We start from the raw sequence: 12,972 nt of genomic DNA on the forward strand, positions 1-12,972 counted from the left end.
AAACAATGAACTTTGTGGCAATTGACTTTGAAACGGCCAACGGCAAACGTGACAGTGCCTGCTCGCTCGCACTGACCGTTGTTCAAAATAACCAAATCGTTGATGAATTATATTCACTGATCAAACCCGAATCAGATTTTTTCTGGCGCAACATTCAAATTCACGGCATCAAACCGGAGATGGTTGCTGATTCACCAAAATTCAATGAACTTTGGCCACACATTCAGCAATTCTTCGGTCCGGATCAAATCGTGGTCGCCCACAATGCACGGTTTGACAACAGTGTTCTCAAAAAAACACTGGAACACTATCAGTTACCAGAACCACATTATCTTTCCCTTGATACACTAGCAACCAGCCACGCATTTTATAAAGGATTACCGAATTACCGGCTAAATACCGTTTGCGATGCGCTCAACATCAACCTTGAGCATCACCACAATGCACTTGATGATTGTGAAGCCTGTGCAAACATTTTACTTGAACAGATTGATCATTTTGGGACACCAGCGCTGAAACCATATGTGCAAAGTGTATAGAAAAAAGGAGGCTGCAACATAAATTGCAGTCTCCTTTTTTTACAATTGCTTTTCCAATTCACTCACCAATTCTTCATACCGCTTTCCGTGCGGTTCAAATTCAAGGTAGCGAACATCGTCATTGTGATCATCTTTTTTCAAATGAATAATCAATTTATCAGCCGGAATTTCATCACCAACAAATTGTGACCATTCAACAACTGAAACCCCATCGCCTTCAAAATATTCTTCAAGGCCAAGGTCATCGCCACCGGTTTCTTCAAGCCGATAAACGTCCATGTGGTATAACGGCAAGCGCCCTTGCTGGTACTCGCGGATAATCGTAAACGTTGGGCTCTTAATGTTGCGGTGAATTCCAAGACCTTCCGCAAGTCCCTTAGTGAAGGTCGTTTTCCCGGCCCCCAGATCACCGTCAAGCAATAGAATGTCGCGAGCCTGCAACAACGGACCCATTTTCTTCGCGATTGCTTGCGTCTGTTCTGCTGAATCAACTTTGATCGTTAACATTTCACATTACTCCATTAAAGTTTGGGCTGCAGTAATAATTCCAACTTGATATGCATCATCCTCAGATGCTCCACGTGACAAATCAGAAACTGGCTGATTAAGGCCTTGTAAAATCGGTCCGATTGCCGTGAAGTTTCCTAACCGTTGTGCAATCTTATAGCCAATATTACCAGATTGCAAATCAGGAAAAACAAAAACATTAGCTTGCCCTGCAACAGGTGAACCAGGAGCTTTGCTTGCACCAACGCTTGGAATTAAAGCTGCATCGAATTGCAATTCACCATCGATCATTTCGTTTGGTGCCTTCTTTTGGGCAATTTGGGTTGCATCTATTACCTTCTCAACTTCCATTGAGTGTGCTGAACCTTTCGTTGAAAAACTCAACATGGCAACTTTAGGATCAATATCGAATAACCGGGCTGTCTTGATACTTTCAACGGCAATTTCGGCTAATTCTTCCGCTGACGGATTGATGTTGATCGCACAGTCCGCAAAGACATACGTTTCCTTACCATCGTTGCGGGTCATAATAAATGAACCGCTTGTCCGGGAAACGCCTGGTTTCGTTTTAATAATTTGAAGTGCTGGCCGCACCGTATCACCAGTTGGACTAATTGCTCCTGAAACCATGCAGTCAGCCTTGTGCATATAAACAAGCATAATTCCAAAATAATTATTAACATTGCGCAACCATTCACGGCCTTCGTCAACCGTATTTTTCCCGTTACGCCGTTCAATGAAGGCATTTAACATTTCTTCAAATTGATCGTCCGGGTAAGTTTTCGGGTCAATAACCTGCGCATTTGCTGGTAACGTAATTTGACTTGCCTTTAACACCGCATTGACTTCATCATGAGTTCCTAAAATAATCGGATCAACCAAATTATCTTGGGCTAAACGGCACGCAGCCTTTACGATCCGTTCATCGCTTCCTTCGGGGAATACAACCTTGATTCCTTGTCCTTTGATCTTTCGCTTTAAATTTTCAATTAAATCCATTCAATTTTCCTCCTATCTCCCTTATACATCAGACTCATCAACGTGTTCAGGAAGTTGCCAATCAATTGGCTGTTCCCCCATTGCTTCCAATGCCGCATTCGCTTTTGAAAAAGGACGCGAGCCAAAAAAGCCACGATTAGCAGAAAGTGGACTCGGATGAGCCGATTTGATGATGATATTACGTGATTGGTCAATAAATTTTTCTTTCGCTTGCGCTGCTTTTCCCCACAAAATAAAGACCACCGGCTTGGGCCGCTCAGATAATTTTTGAATCGCAACATCCGTCAACTGTTCCCAACCTTTACCACGATGTGAAAATGCCTGTCCATTCCGGACAGTCAATACCGAGTTAAGTAACAGGACTCCCTGTTGGGCCCATTTTTTTAAATAACCGTGATTAACCGGTTTAATGCCTAAGTCATTTTGGAGTTCCTTATAAATATTTTGCAGCGATGGCGGAACTGGAACACCGGGTAAGACCGAGAAACTTAATCCATGCGCCTGATGCGGTTCATGATACGGATCTTGTCCCAAGATTACAACTTTAACTTTTGAAAAGGGCGTCCACTCAAATGCCTGGAAAATATGATACATATCCGGGTGGATTTGATAATGCTGATACTCATTTTTCAAAAAATTATGAAGTTGTTGATAATATGGTTTTTCAAATTCCGGCTCTAAAACTTGTTGCCAATCATTATGAATCAACGTTTTCATCATCGTCACCTCTTTCGACATTTTACCATATTTAAAATTATGCTAAAAATAAAATATTCACTTTGCCATTTGCAATATATGTTAAAATATTGGTAATCAAGCAAAGGAAGGTATATTTTATGATTCAAATCATTGCATCTGATATGGATGGTACATTACTTAATGGTGAAATGACAATTTCAAAATTCAACGCTGACGCCATCAAGGAAGCCCAAAAAAGAGGCGTTCACTTTATCGTTTCATCTGGACGTTGCTGGTATGAAGTTAAACCCCTTCTTGATAAATTCGGTATTAAGTGCCCAATGATTTCGATCAACGGGGGCTTAGTACTTGACGAAAACGGAAAGACCGTTGTTTCAACACCCGTTCCGCCATCAATTGCCCGGCAGATCATGGCGCGGTTAAAACGGGCTGGATTATACTTTGAAGTCGTTACCAAAAACGGGGTATGTTCAGACGACAAGTCAAAGCGAATCGAAAACTTTGCTGAACTGCTTGCATCCATTCAACCAGATACACCGTTTAAATTGGCTGTCAGCTTAGCTTCAGCCCGAATGGAATTAGTTAATATTCAATACGTAAAGGACTATAATGACATTTTGGAAGATCCTCATAATCCGATTTATAAAATCGTCGCATTCAGTCAAGACGGTCCGAAAGTCCTTGACCCGTTACGCGCTGAATTTGACGCTAATCCAGAATTAGTCGTTACTTCATCCGGCGAACGTAACATTGAAATCAACCACGTGAATGCGCAAAAAGGAATCGCCCTTCAACGGTACGCAGATTCCTTGAACATTCCGATGGATAACGTGATGGCGATTGGGGATAACAACAACGACGTTTCAATGCTAAAGGCTGCCGGTGTCAGTTATGCCATGGCAAACGGCACTGACGAAGTCAAGGCCATCGCCAACCATTTGGCTGAATCAAACATCAACGATGGAGTCGGTAAAGCCATTCTGACAGAATTAAATCGGAAATAAAAATGAGTTAAAAGTTTGGTGGTGAAAATGCGGTCACTTTATATTAATTACGAAACTCTTCGACGCAATGATTCTGCGCTGATCGTTCGCAACTGTAATCATCAGGTTCAATATCTCGTTAATGGCCAATGGGGAAATCAGTTAGGCAAAATTACTGTCAATTCTCTTTACGGCGATGAACTGCTTGCAATTAATCAACTGACAGCCGGCAAGATCCAACGCTTTGAGATCACGTGCGATCATCATCAAATTAGCACTTTCCGGCGCATTCTCAATAATTATGATCACCCACTGTATCTTAAAAAAATGCATTGGTTGATTTGGGGAAATCAACGGCAATTGAAATACCGTGCATTTGAACTTTATCGTCCGGTAATGAAAACCCAAATTACAACGACAGTTCCAAAACTGCTTGAAATCAAAGTTAACCACCAAGCAGACGAATCAATCGTATGCGGGATCATTGCCCTATTAAATTATTGGGCTCTACTTGATGAACAACTATTGAACCCAGATTTAACAAAGTTATTTCAGCAACATAATCAAAATGAATTAGCGTAAAAAAGCGCTGTGACTTATCCGTCACAGCGTTTTTTCTTATCGATAATTTTTCAGTGTTCGGCGAATTTCGCGTTCCTGATCACGTTTCTTGATTGTTTCCCGTTTATCATAATCATGCTTCCCTTTAGCAATTCCTAAAAGAACCTTGGCAAAGCCATGTTTCAAATAAACCTTCAGTGGAACGATCGTGATCCCTTTTTCACTTGTCTGCCCCGTTAACTTTTGGATCTCTTTTTTATGCAAAAGCAATTTCCGAGCCCGCAACGGATCATGATTGAATCGGTTTCCTTGCGTATACTCTGAAATGTGAACGTTCATTAACCATGCTTCGCCATTGTGAATTTGGGCAAAGCCATCTTTCAGGTTAATGCGGCGTTCCCGCACTGATTTGATCTCCGTTCCGGTTAAAACTAACCCAGCTTCAAGGGTTTCAAGAATCTGGTAGTCATGCCGCGCTTTTTTATTTTGAGCTAATGGTGCATCCTTCGTTTTTGTTTTTTTCATCGCTAACCACCCTTTCACATCAATAAATTAATGGCGGTATCGATTGTCCTGATTGCGTTTGTGCTGATTATTCCGGCGTCGATTATTGTTCCGGTTGCCGCGATAACCGTTCTTGCGGTTATCCTTATGACGATCACTTCGGTTGCCATTGTTGCGGTGGTTATTCTTACCTTTGCCATCCCGCCGGTTGCGGTTAAACGGCTTCTTCAGTTCAGGCAAATCAACCCCGTCCAATAAATCAGTCTTCGGTGCATCCTTCGGGTTAAGCAACTTAAAGTTGACTTCGTGCAATTCGACGTTGACGTCCATCAACTTCACGCGTAACGGTTGCCCAATCCGATATGTCCGCTTGTAGCGCCGACCAACCAATGCCATTTGTTTTTCAACATAAACATAGTAGTCATCTTTCATTTCACTGATGTGGATCAATCCTTCAACGGTGTTCGGTAAGGCAATGAACATTCCAAACTTCGTTACTGAGCTGACAACCGCATCGAATTCTTCGCCGATGTGGTCAGCCATGTATTCAGCCTTCTTCAAGTCATCCGTTTCCCGTTCAGCATCAATTGCGCGCCGTTCCATTTCTGAACTGTGCTTCGTTAATTCAGGCAGTTTATCTTTATATTTAGCTTGAGCAGCTTCACTTGTTCCATTTTCCGCATAGTAGCGAATCAAGCGGTGCACGGTCAAGTCTGGGTACCGCCGAATTGGTGAAGTAAAGTGCGTGTAGTCGCTTGCGGCTAAGCCAAAGTGACCGATTGGATGATCATCATACTTCGCCTGTTGCATTGACCGCAAAAGCATCGTTGAAACCATCGCTTCTTCCGGCTTGCCGGCAACCTTTTTCAAGATTCCCTGCAACATCTTCGGTTGAATATCCTTCTTCGTTCCCGTCACTTCAACGCCTAAAGCTGATAAAAATTCAAAGAATGCCGTGATTTTTTCTTCCTTCGGCTTTTCGTGGATCCGGTATACAAATGGAACGTTAAGATTGTTGTAGTGGGCCGCAACCGTTTCATTGGCAGCCAACATGAATGATTCAACCATCCGTTCACTGGTCCCCCGGTTCCGTAATTGAATGTCGATTGGGTGACCGTCATCATCCAAAATGATTTTAGCTTCATCATCTTCAAATTCAATTGCTCCGCGCCGTTTCCGCATCTTCAGCAAAATCTTATGCAATTCAGCCATATCTTCAAACATTGGAACTAATTCTTTATAACGTTCCATGGTTTGCTCATCGTGGGCTTCCAGGATCTTGTTGACCGCAACGTACGTCATCCGTTCCGTTGATTTGATCACACTTGGGAAAATTTTGTGGTTAACAACTTTTCCTTCCGGATTGATTTCCATTTCACACGTCATTGCTAACCGTTCAACGTGCGGATTAAGTGAACAAATCCCGTTTGATAACTTGTGCGGCAACATTGGAATTACTCGGTCAGTCAGGTAAACTGACGTTCCGCGTTCATATGCTTCCTTGTCAAGCGGACTGCCAGGAGTTACGTAGTGTGAAACGTCGGCAATGTGAACCCCTAAGTGGAAATTACCGTTTGGAAGTTTCCATGCATTGACCGCATCATCAAGGTCCTTTGATTCGATACTATCGATCGTGACCAGTTTTTGATCAGTTAAATCAACCCGGCCTTCTTTTTCCTCTTTCGTAACATAATCCGGAATATGGCTGATTTCTTCAAGCACATCATCGGGAAATTCAGTTGGGATATCATGCTTATACACAACTTGTAAAATATCAACCCCTGGGTCGTTAACATTCCCAATTACCTTAATTGGAACAACCTTCAACATTCCTGGAAGCGCCGTGCTAGGATAAGCCGTAATGTCAGCCAGCACAACTTGTCCTGGAACCGGGTGCAAGCCTTTATCTTCAACAAAGACCTGCAAATTCGTCATTTTCTTATCGGTTAAGTGAATTGTTCCTAAAATTCCTTGCGGTAAGTTCTGATCTTCATCGCTGCGAAATTCACCAACAACCTGCGTCAAAGCATGGTCTTTGATTGCAACGACTTTTCCTTCCGGTCGGACTTCATGTTCAGGATCGCCCGGTGTAACCATTTCGATTTCAACTTCATCCCCGTTCAAGGCTGATAAAGTATTTAACGGGTTAATAAAGAAATCCGGTTCATCCGGATCGATCGTTACAAAACCGAAACCGCGGTCGTTAGCATGAAAGACCCCTTCATAATGTGGCATCGGCTTTTTCAAATAGAACCGGTTGTCATCATCGAACCCCAGTTGATCGTCATGTTCCATTTGCGTCAATGCTTGAACAACGAACTTAAATTGGGCTCCATGGTTCATATCAAGATAATCTGCCAGTTCCTGTACCGTGAAGTGCCGGTCTGATTCTTCATTAAATTTTTTATATAATGCATTAATGATTTCTTGTTTTTCCATTCGTTTCCTCGTTTATCAAATATTAACTAAGCGTTACTTTTATGTAAAAAAGGGCCGCGACGAATAAAGTCACAGCCCCGCTTCTTTTTCGACTAATGCGATGAAATATATACTAAGCCTAAAGCAATCGCAAAGAATAAGATCCCTAAAACAACAGTTACCTTCTGCATAAAGGCTTCAAATCCTCTTGGCTTTTGCTTACTGAAAAGATCAGCTGCACCGCCTGATAAAGCAGTTGAAGCATTATCAGTCTTTGCGGGTTGCATCATTACTGAAATAATAATTAAAATCGAAACAATCACAAGTAACGTTAAGAGCGTATTATACAATTCACTTATCCTCCTCACTCTTCCGTTATAAAACCAATTCTCATTTTATCATTTATTAACTCATTTTGCCAACTGTTTCTTTTTATAAACTGCTTGCGCAAGTTCATCAATACGATGACGAATCCATGCCCGGTTCTCATGCGATGTTAAAATAATTAACGTGTCACCGCTTCGAATAACCGTATCACCATGCGGAATTAACTCCCGTTCTCCTCTTCGAATCGCCATCAATAAGCATTCTTTCGGCCATTGAAAATCACGAACTGATTTATCTTGTAAAAATGATCCAGCAAATACTGGAACTTCAATCCGGTCCTGAAAAGTTGAAGTTTCAGCTGCTTCTTCTTTCTCAGGAAGCAAAGCATCTAACATTGCTTCATAAATCGGACGCTCCCGCATAATATCGGTTACAGTATAGGCAATCAATGAAACCACCGCTAATGGCATTAAATGGCTCAATGATCCAACCATTTCAGTAATCAGTAAAATCGCTGTAAACGGAGCTTTTCCAATACAGGCAAAATATCCTGCCATTGAATATATGACACAATTAATTACTAACTTTCCCGGCATTAAACCTAGTGCAACGCAGACTTTTCCAAAAAGGGCCCCAACGATTGCCCCTAATGTCAAGATTGGCAAGAAAATTCCGCCGGGAAGACCTGAACCATATGAAATTGTTGAAAAAACTAATCGAACAACGAATAAAGCAATTAAGACCGTAATGCTTGACCAAAAATGATTAATTCCCAAAACAACTGCATTGCCACCCCCTAAAACTTGCGGCCAAATCAATCCCAATGGAATAACCATTAATAATGGAACAATAGAATCCCAGTTTCGCGGAAGCCATTTAATTTTAGCGTAAAGTTTGTCAATATTTAACGTCATGTAAGAATATAGCTTCCCTAAAAAGCCTAAAAAGATTCCCAAGAAAATTAGTAGAAAATAATATTTGATTGGAAATGATTCAAAATAACGCAAATGCAAAACCGGCGTAAGTCCAAAGAAATTCATTGAAATAAAATCTGAAGCAATCGCTGAGCTTAAAGCCGTCGTCCAAATCAACGGTGAAAAATTATGATAAACTTCTTCCAAAACAAAAAGTGATGAAGCAATTGGGGCATTAAAAGCTGCCGATAATCCCGCAGCTGCTCCGCCAGCAATCAACACTCGCCGGCCGACGCCTTTATGATTGGTTTTTTCAGCAAAGCCTTGCCCAACGGCTGCTCCGAGCTGAATTGACGGACCTTCTCGTCCAAGAAATAACCCAGAAGCAATCGCCAAAACGCCGCCAATCCATTTCCGCCAAAGAACACTCCACCAATTCATTTCCATTTCGCCAGCTAATTGACCTTCAACTTGTGGGATTCCTGATCCCATAATATTCGGATCTTTTTTTATTAATCGTGAATTAATAAAAGCAATTAACAACATTAATAAAATCCACGGAAGAATATATATTGGATGATGGCGCATAAAATGATATGCAATTAAAACGCAATGTAACCCAATTACAATAAAAAAACGAAACAAGCTTACAACAAAACCAACAATTAAACCAACGCCGAGTCCTTTTATAATAAATTTGAATCGCGTTAGATCAACCTTTTGATCTCTATTTTTTAACACGTTAATCCCTCTTCACATAAAAGTGTTACCTAAAAAAATATAACATTATCCGCAACCAAAAAAAAGAGGAAAACCGTAATCGGTTTTCCTCTTTTATATCTCTATCAGGCATTATTTGTTCATAATGTCTTGACGAGCTTGTTCGCTTAAGTTGTAGAATGAGTGGATACCCTTGTATTCTGCAACGTTGCTTGTTAATTGATCTTCGATCCGCATTAATTGGTTGTACTTAGCGATCCGATCTGTCCGGCTCATTGAACCAGTCTTGATTTGACCTGCGTTTGTAGCAACAACCAAGTCAGCAATTGTTGTGTCTTCTGTTTCACCTGAACGGTGTGAAACGATAGCTGTGTAACCAGCTTCCTTAGCCATTTCGATAGCTTCCATTGTTTCTGTTAAAGTACCGATTTGGTTAACTTTGATTAAGATTGAGTTTGCGCAACCCATCTTGATACCCTTACGTAAGTATTCTGTATTTGTAACGAAGAAGTCGTCACCAACCAATTGAACTTTCTTGCCAAGTTCGCTTGTGATTGTTGCCCAGTCATCCCAATTATTTTCGTCGATTGGGTCTTCAACAGATACGATTGGATACTTGTCTACTAAGTTTTCGATGTACTTGATGAATTCTGGTGTTGTGAATTCTTCACCTGTTGACCAACGTAACTTGTAAACTTTCTTTTCGTCATCCCATAATTCTGATGCAGCAACGTCCATTGCAATGGCAACGTCCTTACCTGGCTTGTAGCCGGCATCTTCAATGGCACGTACAAGATATTGTAATGGTTCTTCGTTGTTAGCAAAGTCAGGAGCGAAGCCACCTTCATCACCAACAGCAGTTGCCTTGCCAGCATCCTTTAAGATTGCTTGTAAGTGGTGGAATGTTTCTGAACCCATGCGAACAGCTTCCTTCATTGAAGGAGCACCTACAGGCATGATCATGAATTCTTGGAAGTCAACCTTGTTTGTTGAGTGTGCACCACCGTTGATAACGTTCATCATTGGTGTTGGCATAACGTGAGCGTTGAATCCGCCGATGTAGTTGTACAAAGGAACTTCTAATTCATCTGCAGCAGCATGTGCAACAGCGATTGATACAGCTAAGATTGCGTTAGCACCTAACTTACCTTTGTTTGGTGTACCGTCTAAAGCAATCATTGCTTTATCGATAGCAACTTGATCTGTAACTTCGTAACCAACGATTTCTTTTGCGATAACGTCGTTTACGTTAGCAACGGCTTTTGAAACACCCTTGCCCATGTAACGTGACTTGTCACCATCACGTAATTCAACAGCTTCGTGTTCACCTGTTGAAGCACCTGAAGGAACGATTCCACGACCAAAAGCACCTGCTTCTGTGTAAACTTCAGCTTCAACTGTTGGGTTACCACGTGAGTCTAAGACTTCGCGAGCATAAATTTCTGTAATTGCAGACATATGTTATAATCTCCTTTAACTTTGATAAACAATCTTAGAAATTGTTTTCATGTATTATTTTACTGGTTTTACTTTAAACTTTCAACGTAAATCCATTCAAAAATTAGTCTTTGTAGTGAGCTAATTGTAAGAATGAGTCTGGTTGTAAAGCAGCACCGCCGATTAAACCACCGTCAATGTTTTCTTTTGACATGATTTCCTTAACGTTTGCAGGCTTTACAGAACCACCATATTGGATGCGAACCTTGTCAGCAACAGTTTCATCATATAAGTCAGCAACTGTCTTGCGGATTGCAGCACACATTTCTTCAGCTTGGTCCGCTGTAGCTGTCTTACCAGTACCAATTGCCCAAATTGGTTCATAAGCAATTACCATGTTTGAAACTTGGTCTGCTGATAAACCTTCTAAATCAGCCTTGATTTGGCCTTCAACAAATTCTTCAGCTTTGCCGGCTTCACGAGTTTCAAGTGATTCACCGCAGCAAAGAATTGGCTTCATGTTGTTTGCAAAGATGGCCTTTGCTTTCTTGTTGATGTCTTCATCTGTTTCGTGGAAGTATCCGCGCCGTTCTGAGTGGCCGATGATGACATAGTCAATACCCATTTCATTTAATACTTTTGGTGATGTTTCACCTGTGTAAGCACCTTCATCTTCAAAGTAGCAGTTTTCAGCACCAACGTGTAATTCTGAACCTTTAGCTGCTTCGATCAATGCTGGCAAATCAACTGCTGGAGCACAAATCAATGTTTCAACGTCTGTGTTCTTTGGTAAATCATTCTTAATAGCATTTACAAATTCTGTTGTTTCTTGTGGGTTTTTATTTAATTTCCAGTTACCTGCAATAATTGGAGTACGCATAATCTTCATCCTTTCTTTCAATAAAAATAGGGAGGATTGCCCTCCCTATCTGAATCAAATTAATTATTTGTCTGATACAGCGGCAATACCTGGTAATGTCTTACCTTCAAGATATTCAAGTGATGCGCCACCACCAGTTGAGATGTGGGTTAACTTGTCAGCTACACCCAACTTCTTAACAGCAGCTGTTGAGTCACCACCACCGACAATTGTTGTAGCATCTGTCAATGTACCTAAGAACTTGCCAATTTCAAGTGTACCTTTTGCGAAGTTAGGCATTTCGAATACACCCATTGGTCCATTCCATACAACTGTCTTAGCGTCTTTCAAAACGTTTTCGAATTCTTCAACTGATTTTGGTCCGATATCTAAGGCCATGTAACCATCAGGAATATCGCCTTCAACAACTTTGCTTGGAGCATCGTTATCGAATTTTTCAGCACATACGTTATCAATTGGAAGAACTAACTTGTCGCCAGCTTTTTCCATGATTTCCTTAGCTAATTCAATCTTGTCTTTTTCAACTAATGAGTTACCAATCTTGATACCCTTAGCTGCGTAGAATGTGTATGCCATTCCACCACCAACGATGATCTTGTCAGCCTTATCGATCAAGTGGTTGATAACACCGATCTTATCTGAAACCTTTGCACCACCTAAGATAGCAACAAATGGGTGTGCTGGATTGTCAACAGCGTTACCTAAGAACTTGATTTCCTTTTCAAGTAAGAAACCAGCAGCAGCTTTCTTGCCGGCAGCCTTCATGTTTGAAGCGATACCAACGTTTGAAGCGTGTTCACGGTGAGCTGTACCAAAGGCATCGTTTACGTAAATGTCACCAAGTGATGCCCAGTACTTACCTAATTCAGGATCGTTACCTGATTCCTTCTTACCATCTAAGTCTTCGAAACGTGTATTTTCAACAAGCAAAACGTCGCCGTCTTTCATGTTGTTGATTGCGTCTTCTAATTGCGCACCGCGTGTTACAGGGACAAATGTAACAGGCTTGTTCAATAATTCTGCTAAGTGCTTAGCAACTGGCTTCAATGTCAAAGCCTTCTTGTCTTCTTCAGTCTTTACACGACCAAGGTGTGAGAACAAGATTGCCTTTCCACCGTTGTCAATAATGTAGTTGATTGTTGGTAAAGCAGCTGTCATCCGGTTGTCGTCACCAATAACGCCGTCTTTAATCGGAACATTAAAGTCAACACGAACTAAAACTTTTTTACCTTTAAGGTCATCTTTTAAATCAGATACCATAAGTTTAGCCATAGTGCCTAACCTCCATAAATATAAATTTGGTAGTTAAATCGGTTTTTGAAGCCAATTTCACTATAAAATAAAGGCGAGTAGAGGCTATACCTCCACCCGCCTCTATAAAAATCTTTCGATTTTCATACTTAAATTAATTATTTAAGCATGCTTGCGAATTTTTCTAATGTACGGATCATTTGAGCTGTGAAGCCTGATTCATTGTCGTACCA

At 41.1% G+C, this 12,972-nt stretch carries 13 protein-coding genes; 3 read left to right on the top strand and 10 right to left on the bottom strand.

Features of this window, described 5'->3' with window-relative positions:
* Positions 1 to 5: 5 nt before the first annotated feature.
* Positions 6 to 539: a 3'-5' exonuclease gene (locus FC64_RS03360; RefSeq protein ID WP_057906542.1), complete on the top strand. Its 534-nt coding sequence runs from the start codon at positions 6 to 8 to the stop codon at positions 537 to 539.
* 39 nt (positions 540 to 578) lie between these two features.
* Here the strand turns inward: FC64_RS03360 and tsaE are convergent, their stop codons facing one another.
* The 3 genes from tsaE to FC64_RS03375 are packed head-to-tail and all read right to left on the bottom strand — an operon-like array spanning position 579 to position 2,762.
* Positions 579 to 1,046, bottom strand: a complete 468-nt coding sequence (tsaE, locus tag FC64_RS03365; protein ID WP_057906543.1) for a tRNA (adenosine(37)-N6)-threonylcarbamoyltransferase complex ATPase subunit type 1 TsaE — start codon at positions 1,044 to 1,046, stop codon at positions 579 to 581.
* A gap of 6 nt (positions 1,047 to 1,052) precedes the next feature.
* Complete coding sequence (gene pta, locus FC64_RS03370; RefSeq protein ID WP_057906544.1) at positions 1,053 to 2,045, bottom strand: phosphate acetyltransferase; 993 nt, start codon at positions 2,043 to 2,045, stop codon at positions 1,053 to 1,055.
* Positions 2,046 to 2,066: 21 nt separating this feature from the next.
* Positions 2,067 to 2,762: a uracil-DNA glycosylase gene (locus tag FC64_RS03375; protein ID WP_057906545.1), complete on the bottom strand. Its 696-nt coding sequence runs from the start codon at positions 2,760 to 2,762 to the stop codon at positions 2,067 to 2,069.
* A 119-nt stretch (positions 2,763 to 2,881) separates the two neighbouring features.
* On the opposite strand from FC64_RS03375, the gene FC64_RS03380 reads away from it, so the two are divergent.
* Positions 2,882 to 3,748 carry a Cof-type HAD-IIB family hydrolase gene (locus tag FC64_RS03380; RefSeq protein ID WP_057906546.1) on the top strand — a complete coding sequence of 289 codons (867 nt, stop codon included), beginning with the start codon at positions 2,882 to 2,884 and terminating at the stop codon, positions 3,746 to 3,748.
* A 27-nt stretch (positions 3,749 to 3,775) separates the two neighbouring features.
* Positions 3,776 to 4,309: a hypothetical protein gene (locus tag FC64_RS03385; RefSeq protein WP_057906547.1), complete on the top strand. Its 534-nt coding sequence runs from the start codon at positions 3,776 to 3,778 to the stop codon at positions 4,307 to 4,309.
* Positions 4,310 to 4,345: 36 nt separating this feature from the next.
* On the opposite strand, the gene smpB is transcribed toward FC64_RS03385, so the two are convergent.
* The 7 genes from smpB to FC64_RS03420 form a co-directional block, all read right to left on the bottom strand.
* Entirely contained in the window at positions 4,346 to 4,813 is a 468-nt protein-coding gene (smpB, locus tag FC64_RS03390) for an SsrA-binding protein SmpB (protein ID WP_057906548.1), read from the bottom strand.
* A 27-nt stretch (positions 4,814 to 4,840) separates the two neighbouring features.
* On the bottom strand, positions 4,841 to 7,231 hold the full coding sequence (gene rnr, locus FC64_RS03395; protein ID WP_057906549.1) for a ribonuclease R: 2,391 nt from the start codon (positions 7,229 to 7,231) through the stop codon (positions 4,841 to 4,843).
* Positions 7,232 to 7,323: 92 nt separating this feature from the next.
* The gene (gene secG / locus FC64_RS03400; RefSeq protein ID WP_057906550.1) at positions 7,324 to 7,560 is read right to left on the bottom strand and encodes a preprotein translocase subunit SecG; all 237 of its coding nucleotides are present in this window, start codon (positions 7,558 to 7,560) and stop codon (positions 7,324 to 7,326) included.
* A gap of 60 nt (positions 7,561 to 7,620) precedes the next feature.
* Positions 7,621 to 9,192, bottom strand: a complete 1,572-nt coding sequence (locus FC64_RS03405; RefSeq protein WP_057906551.1) for a ClC family H(+)/Cl(-) exchange transporter — start codon at positions 9,190 to 9,192, stop codon at positions 7,621 to 7,623.
* A gap of 111 nt (positions 9,193 to 9,303) precedes the next feature.
* Complete coding sequence (gene eno / locus FC64_RS03410; protein WP_057826818.1) at positions 9,304 to 10,629, bottom strand: phosphopyruvate hydratase; 1,326 nt, start codon at positions 10,627 to 10,629, stop codon at positions 9,304 to 9,306.
* Between the two features lie 103 nt (positions 10,630 to 10,732).
* Positions 10,733 to 11,488: a triose-phosphate isomerase gene (gene tpiA, locus FC64_RS03415; protein WP_057906554.1), complete on the bottom strand. Its 756-nt coding sequence runs from the start codon at positions 11,486 to 11,488 to the stop codon at positions 10,733 to 10,735.
* A gap of 63 nt (positions 11,489 to 11,551) precedes the next feature.
* A complete protein-coding gene (locus tag FC64_RS03420) occupies positions 11,552 to 12,760 on the bottom strand; it encodes a phosphoglycerate kinase (protein ID WP_057906552.1) in 1,209 nt (402 codons plus the stop codon).
* Between the last annotated feature and the right edge of the window lie 212 nt (positions 12,761 to 12,972).

This window comes from Ligilactobacillus araffinosus DSM 20653 (assembly GCF_001435375.1).
Lineage (GTDB): Bacteria > Bacillota > Bacilli > Lactobacillales > Lactobacillaceae > Ligilactobacillus > Ligilactobacillus araffinosus.

Excerpts from the sequence above, each read along its gene's own strand:
- FC64_RS03360 (WP_057906542.1), top strand. The coding sequence starts at position 6 with ATGAACTTTGTGGCAATTGACTTTGAAACGGCCAACGGCAAACGTGAC.
- tsaE (WP_057906543.1), bottom strand. The coding sequence starts at position 1,046 with ATGTTAACGATCAAAGTTGATTCAGCAGAACAGACGCAAGCAATCGCG.
- pta (WP_057906544.1), bottom strand. The coding sequence starts at position 2,045 with ATGGATTTAATTGAAAATTTAAAGCGAAAGATCAAAGGACAAGGAATC.
- FC64_RS03375 (WP_057906545.1), bottom strand. The coding sequence starts at position 2,762 with ATGAAAACGTTGATTCATAATGATTGGCAACAAGTTTTAGAGCCGGAA.
- FC64_RS03380 (WP_057906546.1), top strand. The coding sequence starts at position 2,882 with ATGATTCAAATCATTGCATCTGATATGGATGGTACATTACTTAATGGT.
- FC64_RS03385 (WP_057906547.1), top strand. The coding sequence starts at position 3,776 with ATGCGGTCACTTTATATTAATTACGAAACTCTTCGACGCAATGATTCT.
- smpB (WP_057906548.1), bottom strand. The coding sequence starts at position 4,813 with ATGAAAAAAACAAAAACGAAGGATGCACCATTAGCTCAAAATAAAAAA.
- rnr (WP_057906549.1), bottom strand. The coding sequence starts at position 7,231 with ATGGAAAAACAAGAAATCATTAATGCATTATATAAAAAATTTAATGAA.
- eno (WP_057826818.1), bottom strand. The coding sequence starts at position 10,629 with ATGTCTGCAATTACAGAAATTTATGCTCGCGAAGTCTTAGACTCACGT.
- tpiA (WP_057906554.1), bottom strand. The coding sequence starts at position 11,488 with ATGCGTACTCCAATTATTGCAGGTAACTGGAAATTAAATAAAAACCCA.
- FC64_RS03420 (WP_057906552.1), bottom strand. The coding sequence starts at position 12,760 with ATGGCTAAACTTATGGTATCTGATTTAAAAGATGACCTTAAAGGTAAA.